The organism is Photobacterium aphoticum (genome assembly GCF_001029435.1).
Classification (GTDB): domain Bacteria; phylum Pseudomonadota; class Gammaproteobacteria; order Enterobacterales; family Vibrionaceae; genus Photobacterium; species Photobacterium aphoticum.
This window is the reverse complement of sequence record NZ_LDOV01000002.1, coordinates 43,119-65,821: the sequence shown is the minus strand read 5'-3', so window position 1 is coordinate 65,821 and position 22,703 is coordinate 43,119. Positions and strand designations below refer to the sequence as shown.

The 22,703-nt window shown below is 53.0% G+C and carries 20 protein-coding genes; 15 read left to right on the top strand and 5 right to left on the bottom strand.

Going from position 1 to position 22,703, the window contains the following annotated elements; genetic code table 11:
* Window positions 1-8 precede the first annotated feature (8 nt).
* Together glyS and ABT58_RS01360 are read left to right on the top strand one after the other, a co-directional pair.
* Window positions 9-2,078 carry a glycine--tRNA ligase subunit beta gene (glyS, locus tag ABT58_RS01365; RefSeq protein ID WP_047872571.1) on the top strand — a complete coding sequence of 690 codons (2,070 nt, stop codon included), beginning with the start codon at window positions 9-11 and terminating at the stop codon, window positions 2,076-2,078.
* A gap of 345 nt (window positions 2,079-2,423) precedes the next feature.
* Entirely contained in the window at window positions 2,424-3,671 is a 1,248-nt protein-coding gene (locus ABT58_RS01360) for a valine--pyruvate transaminase (protein ID WP_047872570.1), read from the top strand.
* Window positions 3,672-3,859: 188 nt separating this feature from the next.
* Here the strand turns inward: ABT58_RS01360 and ABT58_RS01355 are convergent, their stop codons facing one another.
* The 5 genes from ABT58_RS01355 to dnaA form a co-directional block, all read right to left on the bottom strand.
* On the bottom strand, window positions 3,860-4,300 hold the full coding sequence (locus tag ABT58_RS01355) for an Hsp20 family protein (RefSeq protein WP_047872569.1): 441 nt from the start codon (window positions 4,298-4,300) through the stop codon (window positions 3,860-3,862).
* Between the two features lie 275 nt (window positions 4,301-4,575).
* Entirely contained in the window at window positions 4,576-6,990 is a 2,415-nt protein-coding gene (gyrB, locus tag ABT58_RS01350; protein ID WP_047872568.1) for a DNA topoisomerase (ATP-hydrolyzing) subunit B, read from the bottom strand.
* 19 nt (window positions 6,991-7,009) lie between these two features.
* Entirely contained in the window at window positions 7,010-8,092 is a 1,083-nt protein-coding gene (gene recF / locus ABT58_RS01345) for a DNA replication/repair protein RecF (protein WP_047872567.1), read from the bottom strand.
* A 3-nt stretch (window positions 8,093-8,095) separates the two neighbouring features.
* Entirely contained in the window at window positions 8,096-9,196 is a 1,101-nt protein-coding gene (gene dnaN / locus ABT58_RS01340) for a DNA polymerase III subunit beta (protein ID WP_047872566.1), read from the bottom strand.
* A gap of 1 nt (window position 9,197) precedes the next feature.
* Window positions 9,198-10,607, bottom strand: coding sequence for a chromosomal replication initiator protein DnaA (dnaA, locus tag ABT58_RS01335; protein WP_047872565.1), 1,410 nt, complete (start codon window positions 10,605-10,607; stop codon window positions 9,198-9,200).
* Between the two features lie 307 nt (window positions 10,608-10,914).
* On the opposite strand from dnaA, the gene ABT58_RS01330 reads away from it, so the two are divergent.
* The 13 genes from ABT58_RS01330 (at window position 10,915) to ABT58_RS01280 (ending at window position 22,601) form a co-directional block, all read left to right on the top strand.
* Window positions 10,915-11,670, top strand: coding sequence for an amino acid ABC transporter substrate-binding protein (locus ABT58_RS01330; RefSeq protein WP_047872564.1), 756 nt, complete (start codon window positions 10,915-10,917; stop codon window positions 11,668-11,670).
* A gap of 123 nt (window positions 11,671-11,793) precedes the next feature.
* Complete coding sequence (locus ABT58_RS01325; RefSeq protein WP_047872563.1) at window positions 11,794-12,465, top strand: amino acid ABC transporter permease; 672 nt, start codon at window positions 11,794-11,796, stop codon at window positions 12,463-12,465.
* A complete protein-coding gene (locus ABT58_RS01320; protein WP_047872562.1) occupies window positions 12,462-13,232 on the top strand; it encodes an amino acid ABC transporter ATP-binding protein in 771 nt (256 codons plus the stop codon). The genes ABT58_RS01325 and ABT58_RS01320 overlap by 4 nt, the downstream gene beginning before the upstream one ends.
* A gap of 151 nt (window positions 13,233-13,383) precedes the next feature.
* Window positions 13,384-13,518 (top strand): 50S ribosomal protein L34, encoded by a 135-nt coding sequence (gene rpmH / locus ABT58_RS23625; protein ID WP_082210903.1) that lies wholly within the window; start codon window positions 13,384-13,386, stop codon window positions 13,516-13,518.
* 12 nt (window positions 13,519-13,530) lie between these two features.
* Entirely contained in the window at window positions 13,531-13,887 is a 357-nt protein-coding gene (rnpA, locus tag ABT58_RS01315) for a ribonuclease P protein component (protein ID WP_047872561.1), read from the top strand.
* Window positions 13,854-14,111: a membrane protein insertion efficiency factor YidD gene (gene yidD / locus ABT58_RS23620; protein ID WP_082210902.1), complete on the top strand. Its 258-nt coding sequence runs from the start codon at window positions 13,854-13,856 to the stop codon at window positions 14,109-14,111. Before rnpA ends, yidD begins: the two co-directional genes overlap by 34 nt.
* A gap of 2 nt (window positions 14,112-14,113) precedes the next feature.
* On the top strand, window positions 14,114-15,733 hold the full coding sequence (gene yidC, locus ABT58_RS01310; protein ID WP_047872560.1) for a membrane protein insertase YidC: 1,620 nt from the start codon (window positions 14,114-14,116) through the stop codon (window positions 15,731-15,733).
* Window positions 15,734-15,830: 97 nt separating this feature from the next.
* On the top strand, window positions 15,831-17,198 hold the full coding sequence (mnmE, locus tag ABT58_RS01305; RefSeq protein ID WP_047872559.1) for a tRNA uridine-5-carboxymethylaminomethyl(34) synthesis GTPase MnmE: 1,368 nt from the start codon (window positions 15,831-15,833) through the stop codon (window positions 17,196-17,198).
* 293 nt (window positions 17,199-17,491) lie between these two features.
* Window positions 17,492-17,938, top strand: coding sequence for an FMN-binding protein MioC (mioC, locus tag ABT58_RS01300; RefSeq protein WP_047872558.1), 447 nt, complete (start codon window positions 17,492-17,494; stop codon window positions 17,936-17,938).
* 429 nt (window positions 17,939-18,367) lie between these two features.
* Window positions 18,368-20,257 carry a tRNA uridine-5-carboxymethylaminomethyl(34) synthesis enzyme MnmG gene (mnmG, locus tag ABT58_RS01295; protein WP_047872557.1) on the top strand — a complete coding sequence of 630 codons (1,890 nt, stop codon included), beginning with the start codon at window positions 18,368-18,370 and terminating at the stop codon, window positions 20,255-20,257.
* Window positions 20,258-20,266: 9 nt separating this feature from the next.
* On the top strand, window positions 20,267-20,887 hold the full coding sequence (rsmG, locus tag ABT58_RS01290; RefSeq protein ID WP_047872556.1) for a 16S rRNA (guanine(527)-N(7))-methyltransferase RsmG: 621 nt from the start codon (window positions 20,267-20,269) through the stop codon (window positions 20,885-20,887).
* 16 nt (window positions 20,888-20,903) lie between these two features.
* Window positions 20,904-21,698 (top strand): ParA family protein, encoded by a 795-nt coding sequence (locus ABT58_RS01285; protein WP_047872555.1) that lies wholly within the window; start codon window positions 20,904-20,906, stop codon window positions 21,696-21,698.
* A gap of 15 nt (window positions 21,699-21,713) precedes the next feature.
* On the top strand, window positions 21,714-22,601 hold the full coding sequence (locus ABT58_RS01280; protein ID WP_047872585.1) for a ParB/RepB/Spo0J family partition protein: 888 nt from the start codon (window positions 21,714-21,716) through the stop codon (window positions 22,599-22,601).
* Window positions 22,602-22,703: the final 102 nt, after the last annotated feature.

Below are 22,703 nucleotides of genomic sequence, written 5' to 3'. Positions count from 1 at the left end.
GGCACGGCATGAGCGAAAAGAATTTCCTAATTGAACTGGGTACGGAAGAGCTACCACCAAAAGCACTGCGTACACTGGCGCAAGCCTTTGCTGACAACTTCGCCGCAGAACTGAGTGCAGCCGATCTTGCTCACCAGGGTATCGAATGGTACGCCGCACCACGTCGTCTGGCACTGAAAGTGACGGCACTGGCAGAAGGCCAGGCAGACAAAGTGGTCGAGAAGCGTGGTCCTGCGGTTGCTTCTGCGTTTGACGCTGACGGTAACCCGACGAAAGCGGCACAAGGCTGGGCACGCGGCAACGGTATCACCGTTGAGCAAGCTGAGCGCATGGTCACGGACAAAGGCGAATGGCTCCTGTTCAAACAAGAAGTGAAAGGCCAAGCGGCACAATCACTGCTATGTGAACTGGCGGCAAACGCGCTGGCAAAACTGCCTATTCCAAAGCCAATGCGTTGGGGTGACAAAGAGACACAGTTCATCCGTCCGGTGAAAACCCTGACCATGCTATTGGGTGACGAGCTGATCCCGGGCACCATTCTGGGTGTGGAATCTGGCCGTATCATCCGTGGCCACCGTTTCATGGGTGAAGCTGAAATCACTATCGACCACGCTGATCAGTACCTGACGCTACTGGAAGAGCGCGGCAAAGTGATGGCGAACTACGAAGCCCGTAAAGCCATCATCCTGGCAGATGCACAGCAAGCCGCACAAGCGGTTGGCGGTATCGCCGATCTGGAAGATGATCTGGTTGAAGAAGTGACCTCATTGGTTGAATGGCCGGTAGTACTGACGGCGTCATTCGAAGAAGAGTTCCTGAAAGTGCCGTCTGAAGCCTTGGTTTACACCATGAAAGGCGATCAGAAGTACTTCCCAGTGTACGACGCGGCGGGCAAACTGCTACCGAAGTTCATCTTCGTATCAAACATCATCTCGAAAGATCCAAGCCAAATCATCAGCGGTAACGAGAAAGTGGTTCGCCCACGTCTTGCTGACGCCGAGTTCTTCTTCAACACTGACCGTAAGCGTCCGTTGATTGAACGTCTGCCTGAATTGGATAACGTACTGTTCCAGAAGCAACTAGGTAGCCTACGTGACAAGACGGATCGTATCACTGCGCTGGCTGGCTTCATCGCCCCACAAATCGGTGCAAACATCGAGCACGCTGAACGTGCGGGTCTGCTGTCGAAGTGTGATCTGATGACCTCTATGGTCTTCGAATTCACTGACACCCAAGGTGTGATGGGCATGCACTACGCACGCCACGACGGTGAAGCAGAAGAAGTGGCACTGGCGCTGAACGAGCAGTACATGCCACGTTTCGCAGGCGATGCCCTACCAAGCACAGCGGTATCGGCTGCGGTTGCAATGGCTGACAAGCTAGACACCCTAGTGGGTATCTTCGGTATCGGTCAGGCACCAAAAGGCAGTGACCCATTTGCGCTGCGTCGTGCGGCATTGGGCATCCTACGTATCATCGTAGAAAACGGCTACGATCTGGACCTTGTGGCCCTGATCGGCAAAGCCCGTGAACTGCTGGACGGTAAGCTAACCAACCAGAACGTGGAAGAAGAAGTGTTGGAATTCATGCTAGGTCGTTTCCGTGCATGGTACCAAGACGAAGGCCACAGCGTGGATGTGATCCAAGCAGTATTGGCACGTCGTCCAACCCAGCCTGCTGATTTCGACAAGCGTGTGAAAGCCGTCAGCCACTTCCGTTCACTGGATGCGGCAGAATCTCTGGCAGCCGCGAACAAGCGTGTGGGTAACATCCTGGCGAAATTCGACGGTGAATTGGCCGCGAACATCGATCAGTCACTACTGATTGAAGACGCAGAAAAAGCACTGGCGAAAGACGTAGAAGCGATGCTAGCGACACTGGCACCGGTCTTTGCAGCGGGTAACTACCAGCAGGCACTGTCTGAGCTGGCGAACCTGCGTGAAGCAGTTGATGCGTTCTTCGACAACGTGATGGTAATGGCAGATGACGAAGCACTGAAAGTGAACCGTCTGACTATGCTGAACCTACTGCGTAACGAATTCCTGAAAGTGGCGGATATCTCTCTGCTTCAGAAGTAATTCAGCGTTACGTACGCCTAAGCCCTGATCTCGATCGGGGCTTTTTTATGCCTGCCGCATGCGACTCACGCCCCCCACGCCCGTTTTCTTCACAGCCCCCATCACGCGCTTACCCAATCCTCACCACACACCTCTCTCGTTGCCATACCAGGCTCATTACACCGGTTTCACGTGAAACGCCCTTGCACTCATCCGAAAGCCACCCGATAAAAACACCCTCACCGCCCCTTCAATCTGCTTTTCCTGCCCCGCGCATTGCGGTATGTTGAGGACGAACACAACACACATCATAACCATATTGCACACGAGACAGACAATTCACCAACCGAGGTCAGAAGTATAAACATGGAGTTTTCTACATTCGGTGACAAGTTCGCCCGCTATTCTGCGATCACCCAATTAATGGATGATTTGAACGACGGTCTACGCACCCCCAATGCGATTATGTTGGGCGGCGGTAACCCCGCGCAAATCCCGGAAATGGTCGACTACTTTACCGCACTGTGCCGAGAGATGGCCGACAGTGGCGAGTTGACCCAAGCGCTCACCAACTATGATGGCCCGCAGGGCAAGGACACCTTTCTGCAATCCCTGGCCGCCCTGTTACACCAACAGTACGGCTGGCCGATCACCGCAGACAACATCGCCCTGACCAACGGCAGCCAAAGCGCCTTTTTCAATCTGTTCAACTTGCTCGCCGGCGACACCGCCCACGGCAAGAAAAAAATTCTGCTTCCTTTGGCGCCGGAATACATTGGCTATGGCGATACCGGCCTGAGCGATGACATGTTCATCTCCTACCGGCCGGAAATCACCCTGCTCGATAACGGGCAATTCAAATACCATGTCGACTTTGACCGCCTTGTGGTGGATGAGCACATCGGGGCAATTTGTGCATCTCGTCCCACCAACCCGACCGGCAATGTACTGACCGATGCAGAAATTGCCAAACTGGATGCCCTTGCCCGCGCCCACAATATTCCGCTGATCATCGATAATGCCTACGGCACCCCGTTCCCGGATATCATCTTTGAGTCGGTTAAACCGTTCTGGAACAGCAACACGATTCTGTGCATGAGCCTGTCCAAACTGGGCTTGCCCGGCGTGCGTTGCGGCATCGTGATCGCCCATGCCGATATCATTACCGCCATGGCCAATATGAACGGAGTATTGAGTCTGGCACCCGGCAGTGTCGGCCCGGCCATAGCCCATCAGATGATCAAGCGCAACGACTTACTGCCGCTGAGTGAAAACGTCATCAAGCCGTATTACTTACGCAAGGCCCAACATGCCGTGTCGCGCTTGCAGGCTGCCATTCCCGATCCCCGCTTTCGTATTCACAAACCGGAAGGCGCCATTTTCCTCTGGCTGTGGTTTAAGGATCTACCGATCAGCACGCTGGAACTCTACCGCCGCTTAAAAGCGCGTGGCGTACTGATTGTGCCGGGCGAGTATTTCTTTATTGGCTTGGAGGACGACTGGCAACACGGCCATGAATGCCTGCGCATGAACTACGTTCAAAGTGATGAGGTGATGCAAAAAGGCATTGCGATCATTGCAGAAGAAGTGGCGGCCGCCTATCAAGCCGGTTAATGACTAACGATGTCGGTGATAAACGTTTCACGTGAAACGCGGCAACACCACTCAACGGTAAGCTTTACCCCTCTCACGCTGTTGAGCGTGATATTCAGGCAATAAAAAAGGTCAGCCTTCGCTGACCTTTCACACCTTTTTTCGTTAACGACGATTCCGATAACCGCTGTTAACTGACAGCGTCATGCTTATTCGCTTTCCAGCAACTGACGGCCGTTAATCGCAATTTTACGCGGCTTCTGCTCTTCCGGAATTTCGCGTTCCAGATCGATATGCAGCAAGCCGTTTTCCATCTGGGCCCCAATCACTTTCACGTAATCAGCCAGCTGGAACTTACGTTCAAAATCGCGCTCTGCAATGCCTTGGTACAGGTACTCACGGGCCACCTCGGGCTGCCCTTCACGGGTGCCACGCACAATCAGCTTGTTTTGCTGTTGCGTAATATCCAGTTGCGACTCGGCAAAACCGGCCACCGCCATAGTAATGCGGTAGTGGTGCTCGTCTTGCTGTTCGATATTGTACGGAGGGTAACCGGCATTGTTATTGGCGGCTTGTTTTTCCATTTGATTAAACAAACGGTCAAAGCCAATCGCAGAACGGTATAGGGGTGTGAAATCAAGATTACGCATGGTGATATCCTTCTTAGAAGCAATGTTGTCATCGCAGTCATGAAGCGACTCTCCCTTCAGGGACAAGTACAACGCGGGCCCAACCTATGGCACCCTGCTCTTCATTACCTGCTTTTCATTAATAGATATGTGGATGCGGCAAAACGTTTCCAACCCCGTATGGCGAAAAAAAGACAAAAAAAACGCCACAACAGCGTGCGGCGTTTTTTGTTTCGTCAGGCGCGAGGCATGACGTTCGCTATCCCAAATGGGCTACCTAGATGTAATCTTTAAAATTAAATATCCAGGTTAGCGTTCAGGGCGTTCGCTTCAATGAAGTGACGACGCGGTTCAACCTGATCACCCATCAATGTGGTGAACAGCTCATCCGCCGCTACGGCATCATTGATGGTCACCTGCATCATACGACGCGATTCAGGATCCATGGTGGTTTCCCATAGCTGCTCTGGGTTCATCTCACCCAGACCTTTGTATCGCTGCAGGCTCAGACCACGACGGGATTCTTTGATCAACCAATCCAACGCTTCTTTGAAGCTGCTGATCGGCTGCTTACGCTCGCCACGCTGAACATACGCAGAGTCTTCCAGCAATTCATGCAGCGCTTCAGACATATCCGCCAGCTTGCTGTACTCTTTCGAGTTCAGCAGATCCAGGCTCAGTGGGTGCTCGTGATCCACACCGTGGGTACGAACGGTCACTTTCGGCAGCCACACACCCTGCTCTTCATCACGGATCACTTTCGCACTGTACTGGCTCTCGCCCGACTGCTTGGCATTCAGTGCTGCCACCAATGGCTGCAACCATGCTTCTACTGCCGCTTGATCCGCCAGCGATTCAACCGCCAAACGTGGCTGGTAGATGAACTCATTCAGCAGCAGTGTTGGGTAACGGCGGCTCATGCGTTCCACCAGCTTACCGGCGTTGTTGAACTGCTTCACCAAGGCTTCCAGCGCTTCACCTGAAATGGCCGGTGCGCCTTCTGCCGTGAACAGTGCCGCGTTGTCCAGTGCCAAGGTCACCTGGTACTGGCTCATGTCTTCGTCATCCTGAATGTACTGCTCTTGCTTGCCTTTCTTCACTTTGTACAGCGGTGGCTGGGCAATGAAGATATGACCACGCTCGATCAGCTCAGGCATTTGACGGTAGAAGAAAGTCAACAGTAGCGTACGAATGTGCGAACCATCGACGTCGGCATCGGTCATGATGATGATGCTGTGGTAACGCAGTTTGTCCGGATTGTATTCATCACGGCCGATACCACAACCCATGGCCGTGATCAGCGTTGCCACTTCCTGTGAAGACAGCATTTTGTCAAAACGGGCTTTCTCTACGTTCAGGATCTTACCTTTCAGCGGCAGGATAGCCTGGTTCTTACGGTTACGTCCCTGCTTCGCAGAGCCGCCCGCTGAGTCCCCTTCCACAATGTAGAGTTCAGACAATGCTGGGTCTTTTTCCTGACAGTCCGCCAGTTTACCTGGTAGGCCAGCCAAATCTAACGCGCCTTTACGACGGGTCATTTCACGGGCTTTACGCGCCGCTTCACGGGCACGGGACGCATCAATAATTTTGGTACATACGGTTTTCGCGTCAGACGGGTTTTCCAGCAAGAACTCGCTCAGCTTCTCACCCATGGTGGATTCAACCGCCGGCTTCACTTCGCTCGAAACCAGTTTATCTTTGGTCTGGCTAGAGAACTTCGGATCCGGCACTTTCACCGATACCACCGCCGTCAAACCTTCACGGGCATCATCGCCAGAGGTCGCAGTTTTGGCTTTCTTCGAGTAGCCTTCTTTGTCCATGAAGTTGTTCAGGGTACGGGTCAACGCACCACGGAAGCCCGCCAGGTGAGTACCACCGTCACGCTGTGGAATGTTGTTGGTGAAACAGTAGATGTTTTCCTGGAAACCATCGTTCCACTGCATCGCCACTTCCACCGCGATACCGTCTTCACGCTCAAGGTTAAAATGGAATACTTTCTGGTGGATCGGGGTTTTATTACGGTTCAGGTGCTGAACAAACGCTTGGATACCGCCTTCGTACATGAAGTGGTCCATCTTGCCTTCTTCACGCTCATCAATCAGTTTGATCGATACGCCAGAGTTCAGGAAAGACAGCTCGCGCAGGCGTTTTGCCAGAATTTCGTAATGGAATTCAATGTTGGTGAACGTGTCTGCACTTGGCCAGAAACGGATACGGGTACCGGTGCGGTCAGTATCGCCAATCACCGCCAATGGCGCTTGTGGCTCACCGTGATGGTAGATTTGTTGGTGAATGTGGCCGCCACGGTGGATAGTCAGTTCCACCTTCTCAGACAGGGCGTTCACTACGGATACACCCACGCCGTGCAGACCACCGGATACCTTATAGGAGTTATCGTCAAACTTACCGCCAGCGTGCAGCACGGTCATGATCACTTCTGCCGCCGACACCCCTTCTTCTGGGTGCATTTCTGTCGGAATACCACGACCATCATCGCTCACCGACACCGAACCATCTTCATGGATGGTGACAATAATATCTTCACAGTGACCCGCAAGCGCTTCATCGATAGAGTTATCGACAACCTCAAAGACCATGTGGTGCAAACCAGTGCCGTCATCGGTGTCGCCAATGTACATCCCTGGGCGCTTACGTACCGCATCAAGGCCTTTTAATACCTTGATACTTGATGAATCGTAGTTGTTGGACATTGAGTTACTCTCGCTTAAATTATCCTGCGGTTATTTTACCGTGTTCCACATGAAACATCTTGCCATTTTCATCATGCATTTCAGCTATCTGCTCAATGCTGATCGCACTGATAAACACTTGGGCGCCAGTGGCCTGAAGCCGTTGTGCTAACAGGGTGCGACGATGGCTATCCAGCTCGGAAGCAAAATCATCAATTAAATATATACACTGCTTGCCCGTCGCTTCGGTTAAATGTACCCCTTGCGCTAAACGCAATGCACACACCATCAGCTTGAGCTGGCCACGGGAAAGCACATCCTCGACCGGTGTACCGGCCACCTTGATCCGCAAATCAGCCTTGTGCGGACCACTGGCGGTATACCCCAGCAGGCAATCACGCTCAAAATTGCGACGCAACAGCTCAGCATACGGGGTGTCTTTCTCCCAACCACGGTAGTACCCCAGTTGGATATCAAATTCAGGCAAAAAGCCCTGGCAGATCTCCGCCGCCTTGGCTTTCACCTCAGTCAGGTACGCCTCGCGCCATTGGTCAATCTCTTCAGCCAGTACGGCCAATTCCTGATCCCAATAGCTTAGCTCGCGGTAACTGCGGGCGGTTTTGAGCAAGGCATTACGTTGTTTGGTCAGGCGCTTCACCCGGCTCCAGGCGTGATAAAACGCCGGCTCCACATGAAACACGCCCCAATCGATGAAGGCGCGGCGAAATTTCGGGCCGCCACTGAGCAGTTCAAACCCTTCCGGGGTGATCAGCTGCAACGGCAGCACCTGCGCCAGTTGGGCCAGTTTTTGGCTACCTTCCCCACCGATTTTCAGCTCGGTGGTGCCATCCCGCTTTTTGTTGATGCCCACCGGCAGTTCAATCTGCGTGGCGGTTGACTGGAGGCGGCCATGCACAAACAGCTCAGGCTGTTCATGGCGGATCACCCGGCCGGTCAAATGACTGCGGAACGAGCGACCGTGGCCCAGAAAATGGATCGCTTCCAGCACACTGGTTTTGCCGCTGCCATTGGCACCGACCAAAAAATTAAAGCCTGACGACAAGGTTAAGTCGCAGGCTTCAATGTTGCGGAAGTCTTTGACAATAAGACGGGTCAACGCCATGTCTTATAGCCTGATAGGCATGACCACATACATGGCATCGCCGTTAGCGCTGTCTTCCAGTAGCGCACTGGCGTTGGCATCGGTCAACGACCAACGCACCTGATCGCACTTCAGGGTATTGAGCACATCCAGCACGTAGCTGACGTTGAAACCAATTTCCAACGGCGCCCCCTGATAGTTCACATCCAAAAATTCTTCCGCTTCTTCCTGCTCAGGGTTGTTGGCGGTAATGCGCATCTCCCCGTCTGTCAGGTTCACGCGTACGCCACGGAATTTCTCGTTCGACAGGATCGCCGCACGGGAAAACGCTTTACGTAACTCATCACAGCTCGCTTCCACCACCTTGGTGCTGTTTTGCGGCAGCACACGACGGTAATCCGGGAAACGGCCATCCACCAGTTTCGAGGTGAAGATGTAGTTATTCACCTGGGCGCGAATATTGGAGTGACCAATTTGGATCTGTACCTCGTCCTCCGGGCTGTCGAGCAGACGCATCAGCTCCATCACCCCTTTACGCGGTACGATAATTTGTTTGGCCGGCATGGTGTCATCGAGCGAGATCGCACACACCGCCATACGGTGACCATCGGTCGCCACCGAACGCAGCTGCTGACCGTCGGTTTCAAACAGCATACCGTTCAGGTAGTAACGCACATCTTGGTGCGCCATCGAGAACTGGGTACTGTCGATCAGCTGACGCATACGCCCTTGCGGCAAACGCAGCTCAACTTCACTCTGCCAGTCTTCAATGTTCGGGAAATCTGCCGCCGGCAACACAGACAACGTGTAACGGCTACGGCCAGAGCGAATAATGACACGGTCGCCTTCCAGCGAAACGGTGATCATCGCGGTGTCCGGCAGGCCACGGCAGATATCTAAAAATTTACGCGACGGCACTGTCACCGCACCCGCATCAAAGTCCCCTTCCAGGGCCAGACGGGCGATCATTTCCACTTCCAGATCGGTACCGGTCATGGACAGACAACCGTCCTCAACCACCATTAGGATATTTCCTAAAATCGGCAGCGATGGGCGGCTACCCAAGGCACCGGAAACCTGCTGAAGGGGTTTCAATAACTGTTCGCGTGCTACGGTAAATTTCATATTAAGACGACAATGTTCTGATTAGGTTGGAATAGTCTTCTTTGATGTCGTGGCTCTCTTCACGCAACTGCTCGATTTTACGGCAGGCATGCAGCACCGTGGTGTGGTCACGGCCACCAAACGCATCGCCGATTTCCGGCAGACTGTGGTTGGTCAGCTCTTTGGCCAGTGCCATCGCCATCTGACGAGGACGGGCAACCGAACGCGAGCGACGCTTGGACAGCATATCAGCCATCTTAATTTTATAGTACTCAGCCACCGTCTTTTGAATGTTATCGATGGTGACCAGTTTTTCCTGCAAAGCCAGCAGATCGCGCAGGGCTTCACGGACAAAATCAATGGTGATCGCGCGGCCGGTAAAGTTGGCATTGGCAATCACGCGGTTCAACGCCCCTTCCAGTTCGCGGACATTGGAGCGCAGACGCTTGGCAATGAAGAACGCCACTTCATCGGCCAGACGGATGTTGTGATCCTCGGCTTTTTTCATCAGGATCGCGACGCGGGTTTCCAGCTCCGGCGGCTCAATCGCCACCGTCAGGCCCCAGCCAAAGCGGGACTTAAGACGATCTTCCACCCCGTTGATTTCACGCGGGTAGCGGTCAGAGGTCAGGATGATTTGCTGGTTACCTTCCAACAGCGCATTGAAGGTATGGAAGAACTCTTCCTGAGAGCGCTCTTTGTTGGCGAAAAACTGAATGTCATCGATCAACAAGGCGTCAACGCTGCGGTAGTAACGTTTGAATTCTTCAATGGCGTTGTTTTGCAGGGCTTTCACCATGTCCTGCACAAAACGCTCAGAGTGCATGTACACCACTTTGGCGTTCGGTTTGCGATCGGCAATCGCGTTGCCCACCGCGTGCAACAAGTGGGTTTTACCTAAACCGGTACCACCGTACAAAAACAACGGATTGTAAGCCGCGCCCGGGTTATCCGCCACCTGACGACAGGCCGCCAAACCTAACTGGTTCGACTTACCTTCCACGAAGTTATTGAAGTTATGCTTCGGATTCACGTTCGAGCGGTAGCCCGCTTGTGATTCCGGCTGCACCGGCGACGGGGCCGGCTCCCAATGACGGGCCGGCGGCTCATCATTCAGTGTGGTCACGACAGGCGCCGCAGCCGGCACAACAGGAGCCGCGACCGGTTGTGGTGGCGGCACGGTGACAGGCTTACTGCCCACTTCAAATCGCAGGATCGGCACGTCATTGCCGCAGAACTCGTTCAGCAGACGATTGATGTTGTTGAGGTACTTATCGCGAACCCAATCAAGCACAAAACGGTTCGGTGCGAACAAGGTCAACGTATTGTCGTTCAACTCGGCCTGAAGCGGTCGAACCCACATACTGAATTCTGTTGCAGGGAGTTCTTCTTGAAGGCGTTGAAGGCACTGCAACCATAGCGAAGATGACAAGTTCGACTCCACACTGAATAACTAAACACAAAAAGGGATGCAATTTTATACCCGCTGGCGCCGGATCGCCAGCAAAGAGATCGCAGATCCAGTGAATAAGATCAGACTTATTCACATGGATCGCACACAAAACCGCAAGATCAGCACACTTTTACCCCTGCTTACCCACAAAGTCATGAACAATCCCTTGTTTACAAGCCTAACAAACTGTTATTTGAAATAACTCCAAGTTATTTAAAAAAACCGTCTTCCTCCGGATAGGATGCCACCATTAGCACAAGATGATGACATTTCCCGGAGTGGTAGTATGAAAAACTGGATAACCCGTGCGCTCACCGCACTGACCCTGGCGCTCACCGTCAGTCACAGCGCCTTCGCGGCAACGGAAGTGAAAGTCGGCATGTCCGGCCGCTACTTTCCGTTCACGTTTGTGAAGCAAGACCAACTGCAAGGCTTTGAAGTCGATGTGTGGCATGAGATCGGCAAACGCAACGACTATGACGTGGAATTTGTCACCGCCAGCTTCTCCGGCTTATTCGGCCTGCTTGAAACCGGCCGCATCGATACCATCTCGAACCAAATCACCATTACGCCGGAGCGTGAAGCCAAATTCCTGTTCTCACAGCCGTACGTGATTGATGGCGCCCAGTTGGTGGTACGCAAAGGCAACGACAGCATTCAGTCGACCGCCGATTTAAGCGGCAAAACCGTCGGCGTGAACCTGGGATCCAACTACGAGCAGATCCTGCGTCAGCTCGACAACGCCGATACGATCACGATCAAGACTTACGACAGCGGGATCGAGCATGACGTGGCACTGGGCCGCACTGATGCTTTTGTGATGGATCGCCTCTCTTCAGCGGCATTGATCAAAAAAGCCAATTTGCCGCTGCAACTGGTCGGGGACACCTTTGAGCCGATTGAAAACGCCTGGCCGTTTGCCGATAACGCCAAGGGCAAGCAGCTGCGTGATGAGGTCAATACCGCCCTGCAAGCGATGCGTAAAGACGGCACCCTGACCGAGTTATCAATGAAGTGGTTCGGTACCGACATCACGCAGTAATACGCTTTTTCGCGACAGTTAGCGACACGTTCCTGACCTTCCCGGCCAACCCCGTTGGCCGGATTGCCGCTTTAGCGCGGTGCGCTTTATCTGTTATGCCTTCGATTCAAAAAGGATCCCCTCATGGCGTTTGATGTGAATTACATGCTGTCCTTATTGCCCTTACTGCTATCTTACCTGGGCACCACCTTGGAGATGGCATGGTGGGGTGGCCTGTTTGCCGTGATCCTGGCCTTGGGCCTGGCCCTGTTGCGGATCTACCGCGTGCCGTTGCTCAACCCGCTCAGTCAGCTCTATATCAGTTTTTTCCGTGGCACCCCGCTATTAGTGCAGTTATTTCTGCTTTATTACGGCCTGCCCCAACTGTTCCCGATCTTTATCGGACTCGATGCCTTCAGTGCGGCTATTTTGGGCCTGACCCTGCACTTTGCCGCCTACATGGCCGAGAGCATTCGCGCCGCCATTACCGGCGTCGATCGCAGTCAGCACGAAGCCAGTTTGTCGATAGGCATGACCGAATGGCAGGCCATGCGCCGGATCATTTTGCCGCAGGCCACCCGCGTGGCGCTGCCGTCACTGATGAACTACTTCATCGATATGATCAAATCCACCTCGCTGGCCTTTACCCTGGGTGTGGCCGAAATCATGGCCAAAGCCCAGATGGAAGCGGCGTCCAGCTTCAAATTTTTCGAGGCCTTCCTGGCGGTTGCACTGATCTACTGGGCCATTGTGTTAGTGCTCACTCAGCTGCAACACTGGGCCGAAGCCTACCTCAATAAGGCGTACGTACGATGATCACACTGAATAAGCTCACCAAACGCTTTGGCGACCATACGCTGTTTGATGGACTAGACTTGCAGATTGAACAAGGGGAAATCGTAGTGGTGATCGGGCCCTCCGGTACCGGTAAATCGACCCTGCTGCGCTGCATCAACTTTCTGGAAACCGCCGATGCCGGCCAGGTGACCATTGACGGCATCACCGTCGACAGTGCGCACACGAAAGCCAAAGACGTGCTGGCATTGCGACGGAAAACCGGCTTTGTGTTTCAGCACTATGCCCTGTTCGCCCACTTAACGGCGAGAGAAAATATCGCCGAGGGGCTGATCACCGTGAAAGGCTGGGACAAAAAGAAAGCCCATGCCTACGCCCAGACGATCCTCGATGACATCGGTCTGGGCGACAAAGGGGATCACTACCCGGCGGCCCTGTCAGGCGGGCAACAACAGCGGGTCGGGATCGGCCGCGCCATGGCCTTAGCACCAGAATTGTTGCTGTTTGATGAGCCCACATCCGCGCTGGATCCGGAATGGGTCGGGGAAGTTTTGAGCCTGATGAAGCGCCTTGCCGCCCGCCATCAGACCATGCTGGTGGTGACGCACGAGATGCAATTTGCCCGTGAAGTGGCTGATCGGGTGATCTTTATGGCCGACGGGGAGCTGGTGGAACAAGGACCGCCGGCACAGATCTTCACCCAGCCGCATGATCCTCGGTTAAAAAAGTTCCTGAATCAAGTCGGGATCCGCGCAGGATCCTTGCACTCTTCCCCAGAGGAAGTATAATTCAGCGCCCGTAGTTTCTACGGCTGTAATGATTGACTATTTAAGAGTCAGTGATTACAATTCCGCCTCTTTGTTTAGGGGCAGCCGATTGTTCGCAGTCGGAAACTCGTAACAATACTTAAAAACTGATCAGTTAATTTAAGGTAAAACCATGAAACGCACTTTTCAACCAACAGTTCTAAAGCGCAAGCGTACTCACGGCTTCCGTGCACGCATGGCTACTAAGAACGGTCGCGCTGTTATCAACGCACGTCGCGCTAAAGGCCGTAAGCGTCTTTCTAAATAATCGCTGATTATTTTGAATAAGCTCGCTTTTCCTCGGGAGTTACGTCTGTTAACTCCCGAACATTACAAAAAAGTCTTCCAGCAAGCTCACCGTGCTGGCTCTCCCCACTTAACCATTCTTGCCCGTCCTAACAACCTAGACTGTCCACGTCTTGGCCTAGCTGTACCCAAAAAACAGATCAAAACCGCTGTCGGTCGTAACAAATTCAAACGCATCGTGCGCGAGAGTTTCCGTCTGAAGCAAGCCGATCTGCCAGCCAAGGATTTTGTTGTTATCGCCAAGAAGAGTGCCAGTGAGTTGAGCAATGAAGAACTTTTCACTTTGCTAGACAAATTATGGCATCGCCTGTCTCGCCCTTCGCGTGGCTAGTCGTAGGACTAGTCCGCTTTTACCAACTGGCAATAAGTCCGCTTATTGGGCCCCGTTGTCGCTATACCCCCACATGTTCTCAATATGCCATTGAAGCAATAAAAGCGCATGGAGCGATAAAAGGTGGTTGGTTCGCAGCGAAACGTCTATTAAGATGTCATCCTTTAACCGACGGTGGCTACGACCCCGTTCCGCTAACCAAGCATAACGACAGAGATAATTAACGATGGATTCCCAACGCAATATTCTGTTAATTGCCCTACTGTTTGTCTCTTTCCTGCTATTTCAGCAATGGAACATGGACAGCAACCCGCAGCCACAAAGCCAGGGTGTAGCGCAACAAACCAACATCAGTGGTGATGTCCCTTCGCATTCCGATGAAGGCCAGACCATTCCTGACCAAGGCTCTTCAAAACACCTTATCACCATTACCACCGATGTACTGGCGCTGACTGTCGATACGCAAGGTGGCGACATCGTTGAAGCTAAACTATTGGCTTACAACAACGAATTGGATTCAACCGATCCGTTCGTCCTGCTGAAAAATATCCAAAACCACGTTTACACTGCACAATCGGGCCTGATCGGCGCGAACGGCATTGATTCTGCCACCACTGGCCGTGCACAACTGCACGCGACAGCGGACAGCTTCACTCTGCCAGCAGGCCAAGACGAATTGCGTGTACCACTGACCTACCAGAAAGACGGTATCAGCTACACCAAGACATTCGTCCTTAAACGTGGCAGCTACGCGGTGGATGTGGATTACACCATCGACAACAAAACCGACAAGCCTGCAACCGTACAAATGTACGCTGAGCTGAAGCAGAACCTGATGGATGACGGTGGCAGCCTAACCATGCCAACGTACCGTGGTGGTGCTTACTCAACCGACGAAGTGAACTACAAGAAGTACAGCTTCGACGAAATGCAGGACAAGAACCTGTCGCTGGAAATTAAGCAGCACGGCTGGGCAGCCATGATGCAGCACTACTTCGTGTCTGCATGGATCCCGCGTGAGCAAGGCGTGAGCAACCTGTACACCCGTACGGTTGGCGACTATGGTTACATGGGCGTACGTCTGCCAATGACCACTATCGCCGCAGGCCAGACTGACACTATCCAGAGCACCTTGTGGGTCGGTCCAAAACTGCAAAAGCAGATGGAAGCCGTTGCGCCTAACCTGAACCTGACTGTGGATTACGGCTGGCTATGGTTCATCGCAAGCCCGCTACACAGCCTGCTATCGTTCATCCACGGCCTAGTGGGTAACTGGGGTGTGGCAATCATCCTGCTGACCTTCATCGTACGTGGTGCGATGTACCCGCTAACGAAAGCACAGTACACCTCCATGGCGAAAATGCGCATGCTACAGCCTAAGCTGCAAGCAATGCGTGAGCGTCTGGGCGATGACCGCCAGCGCATGAGCCAGGAAATGATGGAACTGTACAAGAAAGAGAAAGTGAACCCACTGGGTGGCTGTCTACCAATCTTGCTACAGATGCCTATCTTCATCGCACTGTACTGGGCACTGATGGAATCGGTTGAACTGCGTCACGCGCCGTTCTTTGGCTGGATCCACGACTTGTCAGCACAAGACCCGTACTACGTGCTACCTATCCTGATGGGTATCACGATGTTCATGATCCAGAAGATGAGCCCAACGACCGTGACCGATCCAATGCAGCAGAAGATCATGACCTTCATGCCTGTGATGTTCACGTTCTTCTTCCTGTGGTTCCCTGCAGGTCTGGTTCTGTACTGGTTGGTATCGAACATCGTAACCCTGATCCAGCAGACGCTGATTTACCGCTCGCTGGAGAAGAAAGGGCTCCACACCAAGTAACCTTGGTGATTCCCTTTGCTGAAAAGGCGACCTTCGGGTCGCCTTTTTTATTGCCTCTGTTTACAATTACAGCGTCTTTATTAAGTAAGCTAAGAATATGATCGCACATACAGATACCATTGTTGCCCAGGCAACACCGCCCGGCCGTGGCGGCGTCGGCATTATTCGCGTCTCCGGCCCACTGGCTACCACCGTGGCACACGCCGTGGCAGGCCGTGAACTGAAACCGCGTTACGCCGAATACCTGCCGTTCAAAAACGAGGACGGCACCGCACTGGACCAGGGTATCGCTCTGTTCTTCAAAGGCCCGAACTCCTTCACCGGTGAAGACGTGCTGGAACTGCAAGGCCACGGTGGCCCGGTTCTGATGGACATGCTGATCCGTCGTATTCTGCAAATTGACGGCATTCGCCCTGCTCGCCCGGGCGAGTTCTCAGAGCGCGCCTTCATGAACGACAAGCTCGATTTGGCCCAGGCTGAAGCGATTGCAGACTTGATTGATGCCAGCTCAGAAGAAGCGGCAAAAAGTGCGTTCAAATCGCTACAAGGCGCCTTCTCTCAGCGCGTTAACGAGCTGGTTGAAGCCCTGATCCACCTGCGTATCTACGTGGAAGCGGCGATTGATTTTCCTGAAGAAGAAATCGACTTTCTGTCTGACGGCAAAGTGTCGGCGGATCTGAACGGCATCATGGCACGCCTTGATGCGGTGCGCCGTGAAGCCAACCAAGGCGCCATCATGCGTGAAGGGATGAAAGTGGTGATTGCCGGGCGTCCGAACGCCGGTAAATCGAGCCTGCTGAACGCCCTGTCCGGTAAAGAGAGTGCCATTGTCACCGACATCGCCGGTACGACCCGTGACGTCCTGCGTGAGCACATCCACATCGACGGCATGCCACTGCACATCATCGACACCGCCGGCTTACGTGAAGCCTCTGACGAAGTAGAACGCATCGGTATTGAGCGTGCCTGGGATGAAATCCAACAAGCTGACCGCGTGCTGTTCATGGTCGACAGTACCACCACCGACGCCACCGATCCCGCTGAGATTTGGCCGGAGTTCATCGAGCGCCTGCCTGCGGGCTTAGGCATCACGGTGATCCGTAACAAGGTCGAGCTGACCGGTGAAACTGCTGGTATTTGCCATGTGAACAATCCAACGCTAATTCGCTTGTCTGCCCGTACCAATGAAGGCATCGACAGCCTGCGTGAGCACCTCAAGGAATGCATGGGCTTTGCCGGCACGACCGAGGGTGGCTTTATGGCCCGTCGTCGTCACCTAGACGCCCTGGAGCGCGCTGCAGCTAACCTGGAAACCGGTAAAGAGCAGCTGGAAGGCTTCATGGCCGGTGAAATTCTGGCTGAAGAGTTGCGTTTAGCCCAGCAACACTTAAGCGAAATCACCGGTGAATTCACCTCGGATGATTTGCTGGGTCGTATCTTTACCTCGTTCTGTATCGGTAAATAAACGATCCCCTTGCCTGATCCCAATCCGGGATCAGGCAGCCGATCCTGCCATCTTATTCCCCTCAGCCCTTTTTCCTTTCACATAACGACATCCCCGCGATCCCGTTTTACGATCCTCGCCCCGTCATGCGCCCAATCGCCGCGCATTACCCACGATGATCCTCTTAACAGGCTGTGCATAACCGTCTGCCCTTTTCCGATCTTTCTCTTTGGATCCTACTGATATTCGTGGCTATCAAGGATACAATGCCTGTGTATAGTCTTACTGTGAACAGTTTTGCCAAGAGAGAGACCATGAGCCTTATTACCCTGATCACCGGCAGTACCCTTGGCGGTGCAGAATACGTTGCCGATCACCTTGCCGATTTGCTCGACCAAGCCGGCCATGAGACCGATATCCACAATCAGGCCACCCTTAGCGACCTGGATACCGCCAGTATTTGGCTGATTGTGTGCTCAACCCACGGTGCCGGCGACTATCCGGACAACTTCCAGCCGTTCGTGGCGCAGCTCAACGCTGACAAACCCGATTTAAGCGGCCTGAAATACGGTGTGGTCGGGCTGGGAGACAGCAGTTACGACACCTTCTGTGCCGCAGCGAAAAACATTGATCAGTTGCTGACACAATTAGGGGCAACTCGCCTCGGAGCGCGTTTAGATATCGATGTGTCACAGGATCCGGTACCGGAAGATCCGGCAGAAATCTGGCTGGAGACGTGGAAAAACGGCCTTGACGGGTAAAAAAACGGCGAAAAACATCCTCAATTTTCGCTTTTTTTAATCTTTTTTCTGTGGATAACTATAGATCTAAACGGTGATCAACCCATAGTTATCCATTTAATAACTTCTGATCGTCCTACCCCCTGTTGATAAGTGCCGTTTTTGATCCCAGCTAATCCTTACGAAGATCCAAGCTGCTCCACAACAAATGATCCTCCCTAACAGCATGATCATTAGGATCATTTATCACTTATCCACACGATCGCGTGATCTATATAATAGATCCAACAGAAGATCTCTTTAAAAGATCTTATATATATTTAAAAGACCCTATCGGTCAGGATCAAATGATCTTCAGGAAAGATTCTCTCTTTTCACGAAACAGGATAGAATGTTCCCCCTTTGCTCAAAGACAACTCACTGCCAATTTTGAATACCCGAGGTAGTTTCATGTTTTACCAGGACAATTTTGATGTCATCGTCGTTGGTGGCGGCCATGCTGGGACAGAAGCCGCATTGGCGGCAGCCCGTATGGGACAAAAAACCTTATTGCTGACACACAACATTGATACGTTGGGCCAGATGTCATGCAACCCGGCGATCGGCGGGATCGGGAAAGGACACCTGGTTAAAGAAGTTGATGCCCTGGGTGGTTTGATGGCCCAGGCCATTGATAAGGGCGGGATCCAGTTCCGTACCCTGAACTCATCCAAAGGCCCTGCGGTACGTGCGACACGTGCACAGGCGGACCGCGCCCTGTACAAGGCGGCGGTACGTGAAGCGCTGGAAAACCAGCCTAACCTGACGCTGTTCCAGCAATCTGTTGACGATCTGATCATTGAAAACCACCGTGTGGTGGGTGCAGTGACCAAGATGGGTCTGAAATTCCGTGCCAAAGCGGTGGTACTGACAGTCGGTACCTTCCTGGGCGGTAAGATCCACATCGGTCTGGAAAACTACAGCGGCGGTCGCGCCGGGGATCCACCGTCGATCGCACTGGCATCACGTCTGCGTGAACTGCCTTTCCGTGTCAACCGCCTGAAAACCGGTACACCGCCACGTATTGATGCGCGTACTGTTGATTTCAGTCAGTTGCAGGCACAACACGGTGATAATCCGACCCCATTGTTCTCTTTCATGGGCAAACAGTCGGATCACCCACGCCAGATCCCATGTTTCATTACGCACACCAATGAGAAAACACACGATGTGATCCGCAATAACCTGGATCGCAGCCCGATGTACTCCGGTGTGATCGAAGGGATCGGCCCACGTTACTGTCCGTCGATCGAAGACAAAGTGATGCGCTTTGCCGATAAAGACAGTCACCAGATTTTCATCGAGCCAGAAGGCTTGACCACGCATGAGCTGTACCCGAACGGGATTTCAACCAGTCTGCCGTTTGACGTACAGATGCAAATCGTACGCTCAATGAAAGGCTTCGAGAATGCGGCGATTGTGCGTCCGGGTTATGCGATTGAATACGATTTCTTTGATCCGCGTGATTTGAAACAAACCTTTGAAACCAAATTCATTGACGGTTTGTTCTTCGCGGGCCAAATCAACGGTACCACCGGTTACGAAGAAGCGGCGGCACAAGGTCTGTTGGCGGGGATGAACGCCGCACTGTCTGCACAAGACAAAGAAGGCTGGAGCCCACGTCGTGATCAGGCTTACATGGGCGTATTGATTGACGACTTGTCGACCATGGGCACCAAAGAGCCGTACCGTATGTTTACCTCTCGTGCGGAATACCGTCTGTTGCTGCGTGAAGACAATGCCGATTTGCGTCTGACTGAAATTGGCCGTCAGTACGGCTTGGTCGACGACGCGCGTTGGGCACGCTTCAACCAGAAAATCGACAACATGGAAGCGGAACGTCAGCGTCTGAAAGGCATTTGGGTCACCCCGACGTCTGAGCAGGTTGAGGCGGTGAACGCGATCCTGAAAACGCCGATCGCCCGTGAAGCCAGCGGTGAAGATCTGCTGCGTCGTCCGGAAGTGACGTACGAGCAACTGACTCAAATCGACATGTTTGGTCCGGCGCACGAAGACGCACAAGCCAGCGAGCAGGTGGAAATCCAGGTGAAATACCAAGGTTACATCGATCGCCAGCAAGATGAAGTCGAGAAATCCCTGCGTCATGAAAAAACCAAGCTGCCGTTGGATCTGGATTACAGCCAGGTGAAAGGCCTGTCAAACGAAGTGATCCTGAAACTGAACGATGCGCGTCCTGAGACCATTGGCATGGCATCACGTATTTCTGGCGTGACGCCGGCGGCGATTTCGTTGCTGTTGGTTTTCCTTAAAAAACAAGGCGTGTTAAAAAAAGGCGCCTAGGAGATCCTTGTGAAACAACGTTTAGCGCAATTGATCGCGCAAACTGACCTGACGGTCACAGAACAGCAGATTGATCAGCTGGTTGGCTATGTCGCCATGCTGGATAAGTGGAACAAAGCGTATAATCTGACCTCGGTCCGCGATCCGTATGAGATGTTAGTGAAACATATCATGGATAGTATCGTGGTCAGCCCTCACCTTCAGGGTGAGCGCTTTATCGATGTCGGTACGGGCCCGGGCTTGCCTGGGATCCCACTGGCGATCATGAACCCGGATAAAGACTTTACCTTGCTTGATAGCCTGGGCAAGCGTATCCGCTTCATTCGTCAGGTACTGCACGAGCTGAAAATCACCAACGTGACCCCGGTACAGAGCCGCGTGGAAGCGTTCCAGCCGGAAGTGGGCTTTGATGCGGTATTGAGCCGTGCCTTTGCGTCACTGAACGACATGGTATCGTGGTGTCAGCATCTGCCGACCGAACAAGGGTGCTTCATGGCACTGAAAGGACAATTTAATCAACAGGAAGTGGCAGAATTACCGACATGGTGTTCTGTGACAGAGGTCAAATCTTTGCAAGTTCCCGAGTTAGAAGGCGAGCGTCATCTAGTAATCTTGGCTGCAAAGGGTTAATGGATGAGGTTTTTTTGTGGGAAGAGTCATAGCGGTAGCCAACCAGAAGGGCGGCGTGGGTAAAACCACAACATGTGTCAACTTGGCAGCATCACTGGCTGCAACGCAGCGTAAAGTGTTAGTGATTGATTTGGATCCGCAAGGCAATGCCACCATGGCAAGCGGCGTGGACAAATACCAGGTGGATGCGACAGCCTATGAGCTTCTTGTCGAAGAAACCCCTTTTAACGATGTTGTGATCAAAGAAACCACGGGCGGCTATCACCTGATTGCCGCCAATGGTGACGTTACCGCAGCGGAAATCAAATTGATGGAAGTGTTCGCCCGAGAAGTGCGTTTACGTACCACTTTAGAGGGTGTTCGTGGTAACTATGATTTCATCTTTATTGATTGTCCTCCCGCCTTAAACCTTCTTACAATCAATGCTATGACTGCCGCTGATTCGGTGTTGGTACCGATGCAGTGTGAGTATTTTGCCCTGGAAGGCTTAACCGCATTGATGGATACCATCAGCAAACTGACGGCTGTCGTCAACAGCGATCTCAAAATTGAAGGGCTGTTACGCACCATGTACGATCCGCGTAACCGTCTCGCCAATGAGGTGTCGCAACAGCTGAAAAAGCATTTTGGCGACAAAGTCTATCGAACCGTGATCCCACGCAACGTGCGTTTGGCTGAAGCGCCAAGCCACGGCCGCCCTGCCATGTACTACGACAAATATTCCAGTGGTGCAAAAGCCTACCTGGCCCTGGCCGGCGAGATCATCCGTCGCGACGAAGTCGCGCGCAGTGCCGATACGGTCGATGCATAAGGGTCAACCATGAACATGAATAAACGAGGCCTGGGTAAAGGCCTTGATGCACTACTGGCTACCAGTTCGGTCGCTCAGCAACGCCAACAAAAAGCCGAGCAGGCACAAACCCTCTCTGCCGATGGCCAATTGCGCACGCTGGCCGTAAATCAGTTGGTGGCGGGGCAATACCAGCCACGCCGTGATATGTCCGCCGAGGCATTGGCTGAGCTGGCAGAATCGATCCGCGCACAAGGTGTGATCCAGCCGATCGTGGTGCGCGAGATCGCTCCGCAGCAGTTTGAGATCATCGCCGGTGAGCGCCGTTGGCGCGCTGCCCGTCAAGCGGGGCTTCAGGCTGTGCCGTGTATCATCAAAGCCGTCGACGACCGGGCCACGATTGCTATCGCCCTGATTGAAAACATTCAGCGCGAAGATTTGAATGCCATTGAAGAAGCGCAGGCGCTCGAGCGTTTGCAGCAGGAGTTTGCCCTGACGCACCAGCAAATTGCGGAAGCGGTCGGTAAATCTCGCGCGGCGGTGTCGAACTTGCTGCGTCTGAATCAGCTTTCTGCACCGGTGAAACAGATGGTCGAGCGTAAGCAGTTAGAGATGGGTCATGCCCGTGCTTTGCTCCCACTGACCGATGACCAACAGCTGGATATTGCCCAGCAGGTTGTAGCGCGTATGTTAACAGTTCGTGAAACTGAGCGCTTGGTCAAGCAGTTGCAAAATCCGGCGGCTGAGAGGCCGACACCTGCGGCTAATCCGATGCTGGAAGCGGTAGAAAATCGCCTCAGTGAGCGTTTTGGCGCCCAGGTGGCGATTAATCAGCAGAAAAACGGTAAAGGAAAAATCGTTATCCGTTTTGAAGAAGCTGACAAGCTCAAGCAACTTCTTGCAATGTTCGGCGATGAAATGTGACACAAAACGTGCATAAATTGTTGCAAAATTTACAATGCCGTGATCAAGTTATTGTGTTGTAAAATCTAACACTTTTTTTTGCTGCGATTAGATTGCATTCAA